The organism is Pseudomonas sp. CH235 (assembly GCF_004368175.1).
GTDB lineage: Bacteria > Pseudomonadota > Gammaproteobacteria > Pseudomonadales > Pseudomonadaceae > Aquipseudomonas > Aquipseudomonas paraglycinae.
On the sequence record NZ_RRZJ01000029.1, the window covers coordinates 1 to 14,730 of the forward strand.

The following is a 14,730-nucleotide window of genomic DNA, read 5'->3' on the forward strand; positions in this document are numbered from 1 at the left end:
ATTAAGATCGAATCGACTTTCAGTGATCTTGCACCCAACGAAAATTTGGTAAGACCATTAAATAGTTTTTGAACAGACGTGACGAATATTTTTTCACCACTACTAAAGTCATCGGGAATCTCATCCGACTCATCACAAACTTTTATCCCAAACAGCCTTGCTTGTTCTTTTGTCTGACTTATTAGCAAATTATCTGGGCAAATGTATAGTGCAGGACCTTTCTTTTCATTAATCAGAGATTGAAGCATAAGCAGACCAATAAGCGTTTTGCCTTGGCCTGTATGGAGTTTGACGATTGTATCGCGCTGGGACCGGTGATTAGCATGCCATTCTGCTAAAACTTCTTCTTGGGATTCTCTTAGCGGACCTTTATCACTAGCCCTATCCAACGTCTCATATAACTCAAGTGGATCTATTGGGCTAGCTTGAGCTGTATTATTAAGTTTCGAATTAAAGTCGACCATCTTATAACCCACCCTTGATTATTTAAGTTATAGCCCACGTACTTCATTTAACCAGGGTGGTATCGCGTCGCGATGCTCGACATCCCTGCCTAATTACTTTTATAACGTAGCATGGTGTGTGGCGGTTGGCCATATCGATGCAGAAGGCAGAAGGATTGCAGATTTTGGCATCGCTTACGGACCTCTCAGCAGTACATTCTTTACCTGCCCTCACACTTCTTTTACCGATCCGTTTGAACCGGCTATCAAAAAGGTAGTAGCTTGACCGAAACTATAGTTTAACTGCCTCCAACTTTAGAACTCACGGTCTAACCAACCTAGGCATCTCCACCCCCTCCCCCAACCTCTCCACCCCCAACCTCACCCTCTCTCCACCCTGCTCAATCACCACCCCATCCCCCTCCACCGCCACCAACTTCACCCCAGGACTCACCCGCTCTCCCTGCAAAAAACTCCTCGGCGGTCCGTCGTTGAGGCTGAGGATCGCCACCGCCCCGCGACTCCCCGCCATCACGCCGCTGACCTTGATCTCCACCGGTGCCGTGCGGTTGGAAAACCACTGCAACGCCGGGTTATCGCTGCGCGCCGCGAGCAGTTGGGGGGTGGCGGCCGGGGTGTGGGATTCGGCGGTGGTCAGGAGCAGGGATGACCAGGTGGCGATGCCGACCAGGGCCGCCAGCAGTGCGGCGGCCTGGATGATTTGGGGGGGTGAAAAGCGTGCGGTGAATCTCATGGGCTGAATCTCCTTTTAGTCCCGGTGACCAGACTACGCGGCAATTCTCACGGTTTTATTTCACACGCCTTACATGTTGGCCGTGCAGGATGGTTTTTTGGGACGGGGCTGGACGCAAAGGAGTGCGCATTCGATGAACCGGTGCAGGCAGCAGGGTTTTACGTTGATCGAGTTGATGGTGGTGCTGGTGATCATCGGTATCGCCAGTGCGGCGATCAGTCTGAGTATCAAGCCCGATCCGTTGCAGTTGCTGCGCAAGGACGCCGAGCGCGTGGCGCAGTTGCTGCAGATTGCTCAGGCTGAGGCTCGCGCCGATGGCCGGCCGATTGCGTGGTTGAGCGATAGCAAGGGGTTTCGGTTCAGTCGGCGCAGTCACAGTGGCAAGGGTTTTGATCATTTCGATCGGGACCCGCAGTTGCGGCCGCGTCCCTGGCAGAGTCCGAAGCTGGAAGTACGGGTGGAGCCGAAGCAGAAAGTGGTGCTGAACGCTGAGTGGATCAATCCGCCGCTGCAGTTGACGCTGTCTGACGGGCTCAATCGGTTGAGTGTGCTGCGCGATGCTTCGGGCCGGATTAGCGTGCAATGAACAGACAACAAGGTTTTACGCTGATCGAGGTGATGGTCGCGATTCTGTTGATGGCGGTGGTCAGTCTGATTGCCTGGAAGGGGCTGGACAGTGTCACGCGCGCCGACAGCCATTTGCAGGCCAGTGGTGAGCAGAGCGATAGCCTGTTGCGGGCGTTGAATCAGATGCAACGGGATGTGGAGATGCGCGCGGGGGTCGAGCTGACGGAGCCGAAGAAGGTCGGCACCGAGGATGAACCGGCGACGGCGCCGCCTGCCGTTACGGTGCGCAGCAGTGACAGCAAGGGGTTTCGGCTGGACATTATTCGGAGTGCGGCGGATCAGCCGGGGGCGTTGCAGCGGGTGCGCTGGTGGCTCAAGGGGGACACGTTGTATCGCGCGGTGGCGCCGGCGCGGAGTCGGTATCCGTTGCCGGCGCCTACGGCTGGGGTTGCGGTGTTGGGCGAGGTGAGTGATTTGCAGGTGCGGGTTTGGGAGATGGATAAGGGGTGGCGGCAGTTGAGCGGGAATCGGCGGGAGGATCCGTTGGGGCTGGAGGTGCGGTTGACTCGGGAGACGGCGCAGGGGGTGGAGAAGTATCGGCAGGTGATGGGGCCGTTGCAGTAATTGAAGTCACCGAGGTCCCCGTGGGAGCTGCGGTGCGACGATTCGACTTGCCAGCGATGGGGCCTTCACATCCAACATCTCATTGCCTGACATACCGCTATCGCTGGCAAGCCAGCTCCCACAGGGTTTTAGGGTGTTTGTGGGTGTTGTGTTAGTTAGTTAGCTGAGGACGACTACGCCGCCCGGCAACTCGGTGCATTTGACGCCGTAGGCGTCGCGGATCAACGCGCCTACCCCGGCCAGTTGATCGAGGGAGAAACGCGCCTGCACGCGGCGCTGGCCGAGTTCGCGGTTGAGCAGCAACAACATGCCTGGGCGGTAGCGGTTGATCTCGTCGATCATCTGGCTCAGGGTCGCGCCGTTGAACACCAGCACCTGCTGACGCCAGTTCATCACCGCCGCCGTGTCGACGCTTTGCACGGTGCCAACCTGTTGCGCGTCATAGGTCAGTTGCTGGCCCGGTTCCAGGCGCAGGCTACGACCTTCAACTTCCACTTCTACTGCGCCATCGAGGCACGTCACACACACCTGTTGATCGAGGTTGCGCAGGTTGAACCGCGCCCTGCTCGCCCGCAACCAACCACCACCGGCCTGCATCGCCATCGGCAACCGCGCGGTCTGCACTTCGACTTCGCCGCTGACCAATTCGAAGCCCTGTACGCCCTCATCCACCGAACGCTGGTTGATGCGGGTCTGGGTGTTCAGTTCCAGGCTCAGGCCATCGGCCGGTTCGACCCGGCGTTGCTGGCCGACTTCGGTGATGTAATCCGCGCCAAGCCCGGAGAAGCCGCCCGGTATCGTGCCGCGCACCAGCAGAAACGCCGCCGACGCAGCAATCGCGCCGCCAAGAAACGCCCTTCGTCCAAACCGTCGTGGCGCCTGCGTCGCTTCCGCCGCCGGTTGCAGCAGGTGCCACAAGGCCTTGCACTCTTCGAAGGCGCGAGCATGTTCGGGGCTTTGGGCGCACCACTGGCGCAGCGCTCGGGCGTCGGCGACCGTGGCGCGGCCGGAGGTCAGCAGGATCAGCCAGTCGCGGGCTTCGCTTTGCAGACGCTCGGCAGGCGTGGGCTCGGCAGGTGTCAGACGGAAGATGTTCAAACGCGCAGGTACTCGACGGGTTGATCGGGAGCTTCATTCACTAGACGGTTTTCCGGCCCCGCGACCGAACCGCTGAAACACTTTTCTTTCCAGTTTGGCCGCGCAGTGTCCAAGGGCAGTCTTGATTTCCTTCTCGACCATGCGTGTGGAGATGCCGAAACGCTGGGAGATTTCCAGGTGCGGCGCCTCTTCCAGCCGTGCGGCGATGAAGATCCGGCGCCGCCGGGCCGGCAGCTCGTAGAGAGCGCTGAGCAGGGACTGGATTTCCTTCTGGCCGCCGACCACGCGCATCGGGTCCAGCGCTTCGTCGCTGACTTGCAGCAGTTCTTCGACTTCGCTGCCGGTGAGCAGCCGCGCATCGGCCTGGCGGCGGTCGGCGGCGATGTTCAGGGCCATGCGATAGAGGTAGGCGTTGGGCCGCAGCAGGTTCGGCGGCGCTTCCATGCGGTCGACCCGCAGGTAGGTTTCGTGCAGCACGTCGTTGGCCAGGTCCTCCGAGCCGAGACGGCGTCGCAGGCGCACCCGAAAGTCCTCGTAGGACGTCAGGAACAGCTGGACCATCGAACTTTGTCCGGCGTCTTTCATCCCCCGGAAACTCCTTCCCATTGTGTGCATTCCATGCGCTTTCCTGACGATTCGGGTAACAACAGCAACGTGACTGGCTGGCGCAATGCGGCGGGTGTCGGCCGGTCGATCTTGAGCGTGTGAAAACTGTCTACCAGCGCTGCATCGCGCCGAACATCACCGGTCGAGGTGACCAACCGGTTGTGCTGCACCACGCCGTCGCGGCCGATCCACAACTGCAACACCGCGCGAAAACTGCCGGGCCGGGTCAGCGGCGAACGGCACAGGTTGCGTTCAATCGCGGCCTGCACCGCCGTGGCGTAACTGCGGTTTACGGCTGCGCTGGCGGGGGTTGGTTTCTCCGCCGGCATTGGCACTTCCTCGACTTGCGCAACCTGCAAGGTGAACGCGTCGTCGCGGCTGTACTTGGCCATCAAGCCGCTGCCGCCGAGCATCCGGCGCAACGCTTCGGCGGCGGTGAATTCACCGTCCACCGCCAATGAGCGTCGACCGCGACTCAACTGGCTGTCGACCAGCACCGCCATGCCGGTGGCGCGGCTGAACTGTTCGAGGGCGCGGGCCAGTTCCTGGGCCGGGATGTGCAGCGTCATGCGCATCGTCGCCGGCATCGGGTCGGCGCTGGCGCGGCCCAGAAACAAGCCAAGCAGCAGCCCCAGACAGAGCTGGCGCATGAGCGCTGAGCGCACAACATCCTCCCTGGCACGGCCTCGCTGCACGGCTGATGTATCCCTGAAAACCGTCATCCTGAGGGCTGTTTATGAATCTGGTGTGACGGCCACTGCAAAAAAACCATCACGGGATCGGCGCCGCCGTTGCACTAGACTCTTGAGCCAGAGCGGCCCCTTCGGGCCGGCCAGGAGGCAGGCATGAAATCAGTCTGGAAAGTCGCCCTCGGCGGGTTGTTGCTGACGGTGTTGGGCGGTGCACACGCGGAGGAGCCACTGGGCTGTGTCGAGGTGACGGTGGGTGGCTACAAGGCGCCGAATTACGATTGCCTGAGCCAGCAGATGGGCAACAACCCCAATGGTGCGGCGGCTGCGCAGAAGAATCAGGAAGCGATGAATGTGCCGGTCAATAAACGCCCGCCGAATCAGGTGGGGCTGGCGACGCCGGCGGCCACCAGTACGCGGATGGGCAACACGTTTGGTACGTCGGTGAAACCGCAGCGGCCACCGAACTAACTTTTACCTGATCGTTCCCACGCTCCTGCGTAGGAATGCAGCCCGTGACGCTCTGCGTCACTGGACGCGGAGCGTCCCCAGAGGCATTCCCACGCGGAGCGTGGGAACGATCGAGGTCTGGAGTTCAGTCGCTAGGAATCTGGCGGAAGCTCACCGCCAGGCGGTTCCAGCTGTTGATGGTGCTGACGGCCATGGTCAGGTCCACCAGTTCCGTCTCGTTGAACTGTTCCCGCGCCTGCTGGTAAACATCGTCGGGCACCCGGCTGTCCGCCAGCAGCGTCACCGCCTCGGTCCAGGCCAGCGCCGCCCGCTCGCGCAGGTTGAAGAAGCCGCTGTCGCGCCAGACCGCGATGGCGTACAGCCGTCGATCCGTCTCCCCTGCCCGCCGCGCTTCCACCGAATGCATGTCGGTGCAGAACGCGCAGCCGTTGAGTTGCGAGGCGCGGATCTTGATCAGGTGCAGCAGCGGCGGTTCGATGCTCAGGCTGCTGGTCAGCGCTTCCAGGGCAATCATCGCTTTCATGGCTTTGGGTGAAGCGCTGTAGTAATCCAGACGCGGGGACATGGGCGGGCCTCGGGCAGCAGAAGAGTGATTTCACGGTAGGCGCTGGTTGGGCAACGTTACAGCCCCAATTGCACGAAAAAACGGCAGACCACTGATTCAAGTAAAACAACATTTCTGTGGGAGCTGGCTTGCCAGCGATGGGGCAATCACATTCAACATAGATGTCAGCAGATACACCGCTATCGCTGGCAAGCCAGCTCCCACAGGGCCCTATGCCAATTTGGGGGATTTGCACTACGCAACTTCTGTCGATACTGCATTCGGGAGTAATCTGGCCGGCACACTCAACCGCCCGGAGAGCCCCCTCGGTATGGAACTTCATGTCGTGATCAATGGCCGCAAGGATCTGGCCGGTCAGTTGTACCAGCAACTGCGCGGCGCCATTGAATCCGGGCGTCTGGCCGCCGGCACGCAACTGCCGCCGAGCCGTTTGCTCGCCGAGCAATTGGGGATCTCGCGCAAGACCATTTCCGACACCTACGCGCAACTCACCTACGAGAATTTCCTCACTGGCGTGATCGGCAAAGGCACTTACGTCAACGCCCGCTCGACGCCGGTGCAGCGCAAACAAAGCCATTCCGAACTGGCCAGCTCCGAAGTGATCGAGAGCTGGCGCAATCTGCCGGTGTTCCTGCGGCATCCGACGCTTGAGGGTTCGCTGCGCTACGACTTCATCGGCGGCGCCACCAGCAAGGGCCAGTTTCCCCAGGATGACTGGCGCCGCTGCGTCTCTCATGCACTGCGGCAGATGGCCAATTCCAAAGGTTTCTACAGCTTGCCGGAAGGTCTGCCGGCACTGCGCAATGCGATTGCCCGGCACATCGCGTTTTCCCGTGGCGTGAATTGTCAGGACGAGGACATCGTGGTGTGCAACGGCGCGCAACAGGCGCTGGATCTGATCACTCGCGTGTTGATTCGCCCCGGCAGTCTGGTGGCGATGGAAGATCCCGGTTACCCGCCGGCGCGGCTGCTGTTCGGCACTCACGGGGCGACGGTGGTCGGCGTACCGGTGGACGCCGAGGGCATTCAGGTCGAGCGGATTCCCGAGGGCACGCGGCTGATCTATGTGACGCCGTCGCACCAGTTCCCGCTGGGCATGCCGATGAGCCAGGCGCGACGCGAAGCTTTGCTCGCGCGGGCCCATGAGCTGGGCGCGATCATCATCGAGGACGACTATGACAGCGAGTTCCGCTACGAGGGCCGCCCGACCGATTCGCTGCACAAGCTCGATCAGCGCGGCATCGTCGCCTACGTCGGCACCTTCTCGAAAACCCTGCTGCCCGAGCTGCGCCTCGGTTACGCGATCCTGCCGCCGGCGATTCTCGAAGCGGTGATCCGCGCCAAGCAGCTCACTGATCTGCATGCCTCCACCCTGCCGCAATGGGCGCTGGCCAAGTTCATCGCCGAAGGCTGTCTGCTCAAGCACATCCGCCGTTGCCACACCATTTATGCCCAGCGCCGTGAGCGGATCCTGGCGCGCATGGCCACCGACCTGTCGCCGTGGCTGCAAGCCGTGCCGCCCAGCGCGGGGTTTCACATGGCGGTGTTCTGCAAGGTGCCGATCGACTTGCCGCTGGTGATCGAACTGGCGAAAAAGGTCGAAGTCGGGCTGTATGCCATTGATGGCTTCTATTACCAGCAGCCGGCCAGAAGCGGGATGTACTTCGGTTTCGGCGCCATCGAAACCCTGGACATCGATATCGCACTCGACCGCCTGCGCGACATTCTGCAACAGGTTGTTGGTTAGATTGGCCTAAACGATTAACCGCCGATTGGTTATTGGTGATCCGGGGGTGCAGGCCTATCCTGCACAAGCGTTATCCCTCAATGAGCAGGATTCGTCCGGCCTGATTCAGGAGTGTGAGCAATGTCCAACGAAGTGATCAACACCGTACAGGTGCAGGCTGCCGCCGGCCGATCGGAGGAGCTGGGCAAGCAGTTGCAGAAGATCGTCGAAACCCTGCGCGAAACGCCGGGCTGCGATTCCTACATGGTCGACCGCTGCCCCGAGGACAGCCACCGCTGGACGGTCAGCGCCCGCTGGCAGTCGGAAGCGGCGATGCAGGCGCATTTCAATCGCCCGGAAGCCCAGGGCTTCATCGACCTGATCGACAGCCGTCTGGCCAATAGCGTGGATTTCAACTCCTTTCCGATCGTTTGACTTACGGACGCCATCGCTGGCAAGCCAGCTCCCACAAGGTTTTGTATTGTTCACAAATCATATGAACGACACAAAAAACTGTGGGAGCTGGCTTGCCAGCTATGGCGTATTTGAATGCGCTGCAATCCCCCAGATTGGTCACCCGAACTTCCCGAATATTGGCCGTTTGAATACCCCGGCCCGCGGACTACTGTGATGACCGACTCCCCCACTTATCAGGTGATCACCATGAAAGTCCTGCACTTGCTTGCCGCCCCGCTCGCCGCTCTGGCCCTCACCATCAGCGCTTCGGCACTGGCGCACGGCACCGATTCCCCATCCGAGAAAATCTCGGTGCTGCAGGATCAGATGCTGAAAAACGTGCCCGGCAAAAAAGCCATGATGATTGAGGTCGATTACAAACCCGGCCAGGCTTCGATTGCCCACAAACACGACGGCACAGCCATGGCGTATGTGCTGGAAGGCGAGATCGTTTCCCAGGTCAAAGGTGAGCAACCGATCACCTACAAGAAGGGTCAGTATTGGTATGAGCCGGCCGGTTCCGAGCATTTGATCTCGAAAAACGCCAGCAAGAGCAAACCGGCCAAATTGCTGGTGTTCATGGTGCTGTCGCCCGATGAGAAAGTATTGATCCCCCTGGAAAACTGATTGCTGTTACGTCAGCCATAAATAAAAACGCTCAAATCGTCGATTTGGGCGTTTTTAATGCTGGCCGCAATTAACCTGCCCGGCTTACAGCAAATAAAACTATTGGCCTCCTGATAACTTCACTGATTGGTCGTTTCATAAAACCGCCACAGGTTTAGTCTGATTCAACTGCCACAAACAGTGGCAACTTAAACTTTCCGACTGAAGTTGTTTCACGGGAGAAACACCATGAAACCTGCGTTCGCCAGCACTCTGTTCCTTTCACTGCTGACACTGACGGCCTGCTCGGTACCCACCGCGCCCAAAGCGGTATCGTCGCTCGACACCCTGCTGCCCCACCCGGTGGGCCGCAGCCACATGACCACCGTGAAGGCCGGCCCGGGCGTGTCGCTGGGCGTGATTTACAGCCCGAGCACCCAGACCAACCGCGACTACCTGCGCAACTACCAGGCCAACGCCGGCACCGGTTTCGGCCAGAGCCTGCTGGTGCAGCCGATCCACGACGCCTACGTCGCTACCTCGAAACCGGACATGGCGGCGGATTGGGTGAAAGCTTCGCTGCAACGCCAGTTCGGCTCGGTGACGGTGTACCCGGACATGCAGAGCCTGCGCGCGGCCAACCCGGATGTGGTGGCGATCGTCGACACTCACAGCCAGTTGATTACGTCGCGCAGTTCGGACGTCAAGGCGGATGTGAGCGCGGACTTTTATGACGGGAAGTTCAACTATATCGGCACGGCCAAAGGGACGGACGCCAGAGCCTTGAGACCGTTATGGGCGGATTACAAACGTTCGGAAGATATCGTGGCGGATATTAATGAACAGCAGAATGTGCAAGTTCGGGCGCTGCAGAAGTTTGACCAGTCGCTCAGTAATTTATTGACCAGGTCGACGGATAACGTGTCGATGGTCGAGCGTAAACAAGGTCTTAGTATGCAGTGATAGTTAGACCGCTGCCCTCACCCTAGCCCTCTCCCGGAGGGAGAGGGAACTGACCGAGTGTTATTGGCGAAATACATCGACCTGTTATTCCTGGGTCGAACTCAGGTTTGAACAGCATGAAGATCTGCTCCCTTTCCCCCTCGCCCCCCTGGGGGAGAGGGCTGGGGTGAGGGGGTTGGTTCTGTGCATCAACACATCAATATCGCCGAACACAGGCATGAAAAAGCCCCGCCTCTTTCGAGAGCGGGGCTCTTTCATTCAACGGCTACTCAAGCAAGCTCAAGCTCCGCAGTCGCCGCAGCAGGCACGACCGCCTGACCGCTCAGCGCCACGTCGTTCAGCTCACGGTTGGCCACCGCGTACATGGCGTAGTCGGTGCCGCTGGCGGCACGGATTTCCACCAGCATCGCGCGCCAGCGTTCGATCATGGCGTCGTTCTGCTTCATCCACAGTGCCAGACGGGTTTCCACGTCCGAATCACCGCCGCCCGCTTGCAGAACGGCGATGGTGATCGCGCGTTGCTGCCAGTCGACGTCGTCGCGGAACGCTTCACGGGCCAGGGCCTGCCAGTTGTTTTCAACCGGCAAGGCGCTGATCTGCGAAATGTACCAGGTGATGTCCAGCGCGCTGCCCACGGCGAAGTACGCCTTGGCCACTTCGGCTGGATCCTGACCGGTCACATCGGCCGCTTCGATGATCGGCAGCAGCGTGTAGAGGTGGGTAGTCCCCGCTACCATACGCGCCAGCAATTCCGGAACACCGGCGGCGACGTACGCCTGATAACGCTCTTGCCAGTTTTCGCGGATTTCGCCGCTCAGCAGCTCGTCCAGCTTCAGGCCCAGCTCTTTCAGGTGCGGACCGAAATGCGCGACGTCACGGGCAGCGTTCTGCTCGTTGCGGCGGGCACGCAGGAACCAGCGCGTAGCGCGACGGCCCAGACGCATCAGCTCGTCCATCAGCTCCAGCTGCACGTCAGCGGAAACCTGATAGTCCAGCGCTTCGATCTGACGGAACCAGTGCGGGAGGTGGAAGATGTCGCGCACGATCACGTAAGCGCCAGCCACATTCGCCGGGGTCATGCCGGTAGACTCTTTGAGCCTTTGAACGAAGGTGATGCCCATGTGGTTGACCAGATCGTTGGCGATCTGGGTGCTGACGATCTCGCGCTTCAGGCGATGACGACGCATGGCTTCGGAGAACTTGCTGACCAGGGTCGGCGGGAACGCCGTTTCCATGTCGCGGGTCAGGTAGTCATCATCCGGCACCAGGGAGCCCAGCAGCTGCTCCTTGAGGTCGATCTTGCTGTACGAGATCAGCACCGACAGCTCAGGACGGGTCAGGCCATGGCCTTCGGCAACGCGTTCGGCCAGTTGCTCTTCGGTCGGCAGGAACTCGATGGCGCGATCCAGCTTGCCACGGCCTTCCAGGTCGCTCATCAGACGCTTGTACTCAGCGATGCGCGCATAAGCGCGGCGGGCCGCCAGGGACAGGGCCTGAGTCTGCTTGTAGTTGTTGCCCAGCACCAGACCACCGACTTCGTCGGTCATGCTCGCCAGCAACTGGTTGCGTTGCTTGTCGGTCATGTCGCCGGCCTGAACCACTTCGTTCAGCAGGATCTTGATGTTCACTTCGTGGTCGGAGCAGTCCACGCCACCGGCGTTGTCGATGAAGTCGGTGTTGGAACCGCCGCCATTGAGACCGAACTCCACACGACCCAGTTGGGTCATGCCGAGGTTACCGCCCTCGCCCACCACTTTGCAGCGCAGTTCGTTGCCGTTCACGCGCAGTGCATCGTTGGCCTTGTCGCCGACATCGGCGTGGCTTTCGGTGCTGGCTTTGACGTAAGTACCGATACCGCCGTTCCACAGCAGATCCACCGGCGCCTTGAGCAAGGCGTTCAGCAGTTCGGTCGGGGTCAGCTTGTCGGCCTGGATGTCGAAGCGCTCTTTCATCTGTGGCGAGATGGCGATGCTCTTCGCGCTGCGCGAGAAGATGCCGCCGCCTTCGGACATGATGCTGGTGTCGTAGTCTGTCCAGGCCGAACGCGGCAGATCGAACATGCGCTGACGCTCGGCGAAGCTGGTGGCCGGATCCGGGTTCGGGTCGATGAAGATGTGCATGTGGTTGAACGCGGCAACCAGTTGCAGCTTGTCGGACATCAACAGGCCGTTACCGAACACGTCACCGGCCATGTCACCCACGCCGACTACGGTGATGCTGTCTTCCTGGACATTGATGCCGCGCTCGCGGAAGTGGCGCTGAACGCCAACCCACGCGCCCTTGGCGGTGATGCCCATTTTCTTGTGGTCGTAACCGGCCGAACCACCGGACGCGAACGCGTCACCCAGCCAGAAGCCGTAATCGATGGCGATGCCGTTGGCGATGTCGGAGAAGGTTGCAGTGCCCTTGTCCGCCGCGACCACCAGGTACGGGTCATCGTCGTCATGACGCACGACGTTGGCCGGCGGTACCAGTTTGCCGTCCTTCAGGTTGTCGGTGATGTCCAGCAGGCCCGAGATGAAGATGCGGTAGCAGGCGATGCCCTCGGCCGCGATCTCGTCACGGCTGCCGCCCAGTGGCAGGCGACGCGGCAGGAAACCGCCCTTCGCACCCACCGGCACGATGACCGAGTTCTTCACTTGCTGGGCTTTCACCAGGCCGAGGACTTCGGTACGGAAGTCTTCTTCACGGTCGGACCAGCGCAGACCACCACGAGCAACGTTGCCGAAGCGCAGGTGTACGCCTTCGACGCGTGGCGAGTAAACGAAGATTTCGAACTTCGGCACCGGTTTCGGCAGCTCAGGGATCAAGTGCGGGTTGAACTTGAAGCTGAAGTACGACTTGTTCTGGCCGTTGGCGTCAGTCTGGTAGAAGTTGGTACGCAGGGTCGCCTTGATCAGATCCAGATAACGACGCAGGATGCGGTCTTCGTTGAGGACTTGAACGTCGTCCAGCGCGGTCAGAATCGCCTGTTCCAGACGCTGTTGCTTGTCGTCCAGATCATCGCTGCCGAGCTTGCGGGCCAGATAGAAACGGGTCTTGAACAACCGGGTCAGTTCGCGAGCGATGTCGGTGTGGTTGTTCAGGGTGCTGGCGATGTAGCCGAGGTCGAAGCCCAGGCGGATCTGCTTCAGGTAGCGGGCGTAGGCACGCAGCAGCGCCACGTCGCGCCATGGCAGGCCGGCGGTCAGCACCAGACGGTTGAACGCATCGTTCTCGGCATCGCCACGGACGATGTGGACGAACGCATCCTGCAGGGTGTCGTTGAGTTGCTGGATATCCAGGTCCAGGCCTTCGGCAGCGGTGAACGCGAAGTCATGAATCCAGAACTCGCGACCGTTGGTGTGACGCAGACGGTACGGGAATTCACCCAGCACGCGCAGACCAAGGTTTTCCAGGATCGGCAACACGTCGGACAGGGCCAGCGGGGTATCGGCGTGATACAGCTTGCAATGCAGCTCGCGTGGGCCGGAAGCCAGCGGCTGGTAGAAGCTCATGGCCAGCGGCTTTTTCTCGCTCAGGTTGAGCAGGTGCTGCATGTCGACCACGGCCGAATGCGCTGCGAAACGCTCGCGGTAACCGGCCGGGAAGCCTTTCGGGAAGTCGGCCAGCACGTTGGTGCCGTTGGCTTCGCCGAAGGTTTCAACGGTCAGGGCTGCGTAGTCGTCCTGCCAGCTGCGGCAAGCCTGGATGACTTCGTTTTCCAGTTGCAGCGGGTCGATGTCGATGCGGTTTTTCGGGTCGACGCGCAGGATCAGTTGCACGCGGGCCAGCACGGACTCGGAGAAGAACGTCCAGAATTCGCAGTCGGAGGCTTTCAGGCGCTCCATCAGCACTTGCTGGATCTTCTGGCGAACTTCGGTGGAGTAGATGTCGCGCGGCACGTAGGCCAGGCAGTAGCAGAAACGACCGTACGGGTCTTTGCGCAGGAACACGCGGATCTTGTTGCGTTCCTGGATCTGCACGATCGACATCACGGTGCTGAACAGTTCGTCGACCGGGGTCTGGAACAGGTCGTCACGCGGCAGCACTTCCAGAACCTGAGCCAGTTCCTTGCCCAGGTGAGCCTTGGCCTGGAAGCCCGAGCGGCGCTCGATTTCCTCGACCTTGCGGCGGATGAACGGGATGACACGCACGCTTTCGCCATACACCGACGAGGTGTACAGGCCCATGAAGCGGTGTTCCTTGATCACTTTGCCGTCGGCATCGATTTCGCGAATCGACACGTAGTCCGGGTAAGCCGGACGGTGCACGCGGCTCGGATGCGCGGCCTTGGCGAACGACAGCAGGGTCGGTTCGCGCAGGTATTTCACGGCATAGTCTTCGATGTGGCGGTCTTCGTTGGTCAGACCGGTGCGCAGCATCTTGGTCAGGCCGAGGAACGAATTCTGGTCGTATTCGATGTGGCCGCCATCGGCCTGATCGACAACGGTGAATTCTTCGTAGCCGAGGAAGGTGAAGTGGTTGCCCACCAGCCATTCCAGGAAGCTCTTGATTTCGGTCTTCTCGTCGGCATCGACGGCGAATGCGCTGTTATCGAGCTTGGTGAGGATTTCCTGCACCTTGGCCTTCATCGGCTCGAAATCGGAGACCGCGACGCGGACTTCACCCAGAACCTGTTCCAGTTCCTTGCTCAGCACATTCAATTCGGCCGCATTGGCGCAGCGGTCGATTTCCAGGTACATCAGCGACTCGTGCAGAACGCCTTCGCCGGTGGTGCCTTTTGGCAGGATTTCCAGCAACTCGCCCTTGCTGCCACGACGCACGCTGAGCACGGTGGTCTGCAGGGTGTGGATGCTGTAGCCGCGACGGTTCAGCTCGGTACGCACCGAGTCCACCAGGAACGGCAAGTCATGGTGCAGCACTTCGACCGCGGTGTGGGTCGACTGCCAGCCGTGACGTTCGTAATCGGGGTTGTAGACGCGCACTTGCGGTTGCGCGTGATCGAAGCGCTCAAGCAGGCGCCACGCAGAGAGAGTACAGCCAGCGAGGTCGGAGAGGCGACGTTGGGTCAGCTCGTCCAGGGAAATGATGCCGAAGAATTGTTCAGCGAACAGCGCCACTTGTGGCAGTGCCTGTTCACTGATGTGCTGCGCCAGTGCCGCTTGCAGTTGGTGCTGGAAGTCGGCTTTGCTGGCTGCGGTGAAGAACGCCATCTGTGG

At 60.4% G+C, this 14,730-nt stretch carries 14 protein-coding genes; 7 read left to right on the plus strand and 7 right to left on the minus strand.

Annotation, left to right across the window (positions count from 1 at the left end):
• Positions 1-464 (minus strand): DEAD/DEAH box helicase family protein (locus tag EIY71_RS23215; RefSeq protein ID WP_134023268.1); only part of this gene is annotated, 464 nt, incomplete at its 3' end.
• 301 nt (positions 465-765) lie between these two features.
• Positions 766-1,197 carry a type II secretion system protein N gene (locus EIY71_RS23220; RefSeq protein WP_134023270.1) on the minus strand — a complete coding sequence of 144 codons (432 nt, stop codon included), beginning with the start codon at positions 1,195-1,197 and terminating at the stop codon, positions 766-768.
• A 133-nt stretch (positions 1,198-1,330) separates the two neighbouring features.
• Between EIY71_RS23220 and gspH the strand changes: the two genes are divergently transcribed.
• Entirely contained in the window at positions 1,331-1,783 is a 453-nt protein-coding gene (gspH, locus tag EIY71_RS23225; RefSeq protein WP_134023272.1) for a type II secretion system minor pseudopilin GspH, read from the plus strand.
• Positions 1,780-2,388 carry a prepilin-type N-terminal cleavage/methylation domain-containing protein gene (locus EIY71_RS23230; protein ID WP_134023274.1) on the plus strand — a complete coding sequence of 203 codons (609 nt, stop codon included), beginning with the start codon at positions 1,780-1,782 and terminating at the stop codon, positions 2,386-2,388. The genes gspH and EIY71_RS23230 overlap by 4 nt, the downstream gene beginning before the upstream one ends.
• Before the next feature lie 159 nt (positions 2,389-2,547).
• On the opposite strand, the gene EIY71_RS23235 is transcribed toward EIY71_RS23230, so the two are convergent.
• The 3 genes from EIY71_RS23235 to EIY71_RS23245 are packed head-to-tail and all read right to left on the minus strand — an operon-like array spanning position 2,548 to position 4,742.
• A complete protein-coding gene (locus tag EIY71_RS23235) occupies positions 2,548-3,486 on the minus strand; it encodes a FecR family protein (RefSeq protein WP_064600865.1) in 939 nt (312 codons plus the stop codon).
• 33 nt (positions 3,487-3,519) lie between these two features.
• The gene (locus EIY71_RS23240) at positions 3,520-4,071 is read right to left on the minus strand and encodes an RNA polymerase sigma factor (RefSeq protein ID WP_134023276.1); all 552 of its coding nucleotides are present in this window, start codon (positions 4,069-4,071) and stop codon (positions 3,520-3,522) included.
• Complete coding sequence (locus EIY71_RS23245) at positions 4,068-4,742, minus strand: STN domain-containing protein (protein WP_134023313.1); 675 nt, start codon at positions 4,740-4,742, stop codon at positions 4,068-4,070. The genes EIY71_RS23240 and EIY71_RS23245 overlap by 4 nt, the downstream gene beginning before the upstream one ends.
• A 195-nt stretch (positions 4,743-4,937) precedes the next feature.
• Between EIY71_RS23245 and EIY71_RS23250 the strand changes: the two genes are divergently transcribed.
• The gene (locus tag EIY71_RS23250; protein ID WP_129974092.1) at positions 4,938-5,252 is read left to right on the plus strand and encodes a hypothetical protein; all 315 of its coding nucleotides are present in this window, start codon (positions 4,938-4,940) and stop codon (positions 5,250-5,252) included.
• A gap of 124 nt (positions 5,253-5,376) precedes the next feature.
• On the opposite strand, the gene EIY71_RS23255 is transcribed toward EIY71_RS23250, so the two are convergent.
• On the minus strand, positions 5,377-5,817 hold the full coding sequence (locus EIY71_RS23255) for a carboxymuconolactone decarboxylase family protein (protein WP_007959341.1): 441 nt from the start codon (positions 5,815-5,817) through the stop codon (positions 5,377-5,379).
• 310 nt (positions 5,818-6,127) lie between these two features.
• Here EIY71_RS23255 and EIY71_RS23260 point away from each other — a divergent pair, with 310 nt between their 5' ends.
• From EIY71_RS23260 to EIY71_RS23275, 4 genes are all read left to right on the plus strand, one after another.
• On the plus strand, positions 6,128-7,564 hold the full coding sequence (locus tag EIY71_RS23260; protein WP_134023278.1) for a PLP-dependent aminotransferase family protein: 1,437 nt from the start codon (positions 6,128-6,130) through the stop codon (positions 7,562-7,564).
• A 120-nt stretch (positions 7,565-7,684) separates the two neighbouring features.
• Entirely contained in the window at positions 7,685-7,978 is a 294-nt protein-coding gene (locus EIY71_RS23265; RefSeq protein ID WP_007959339.1) for a putative quinol monooxygenase, read from the plus strand.
• A gap of 228 nt (positions 7,979-8,206) precedes the next feature.
• The gene (locus tag EIY71_RS23270; protein ID WP_134023315.1) at positions 8,207-8,626 is read left to right on the plus strand and encodes a cupin domain-containing protein; all 420 of its coding nucleotides are present in this window, start codon (positions 8,207-8,209) and stop codon (positions 8,624-8,626) included.
• Positions 8,627-8,854: 228 nt separating this feature from the next.
• Positions 8,855-9,568 carry an ATPase gene (locus EIY71_RS23275; RefSeq protein WP_134023280.1) on the plus strand — a complete coding sequence of 238 codons (714 nt, stop codon included), beginning with the start codon at positions 8,855-8,857 and terminating at the stop codon, positions 9,566-9,568.
• A gap of 269 nt (positions 9,569-9,837) precedes the next feature.
• On the opposite strand, the gene EIY71_RS23280 is transcribed toward EIY71_RS23275, so the two are convergent.
• Complete coding sequence (locus EIY71_RS23280) at positions 9,838-14,724, minus strand: NAD-glutamate dehydrogenase (protein WP_134023282.1); 4,887 nt, start codon at positions 14,722-14,724, stop codon at positions 9,838-9,840.
• Between the last annotated feature and the right edge of the window lie 6 nt (positions 14,725-14,730).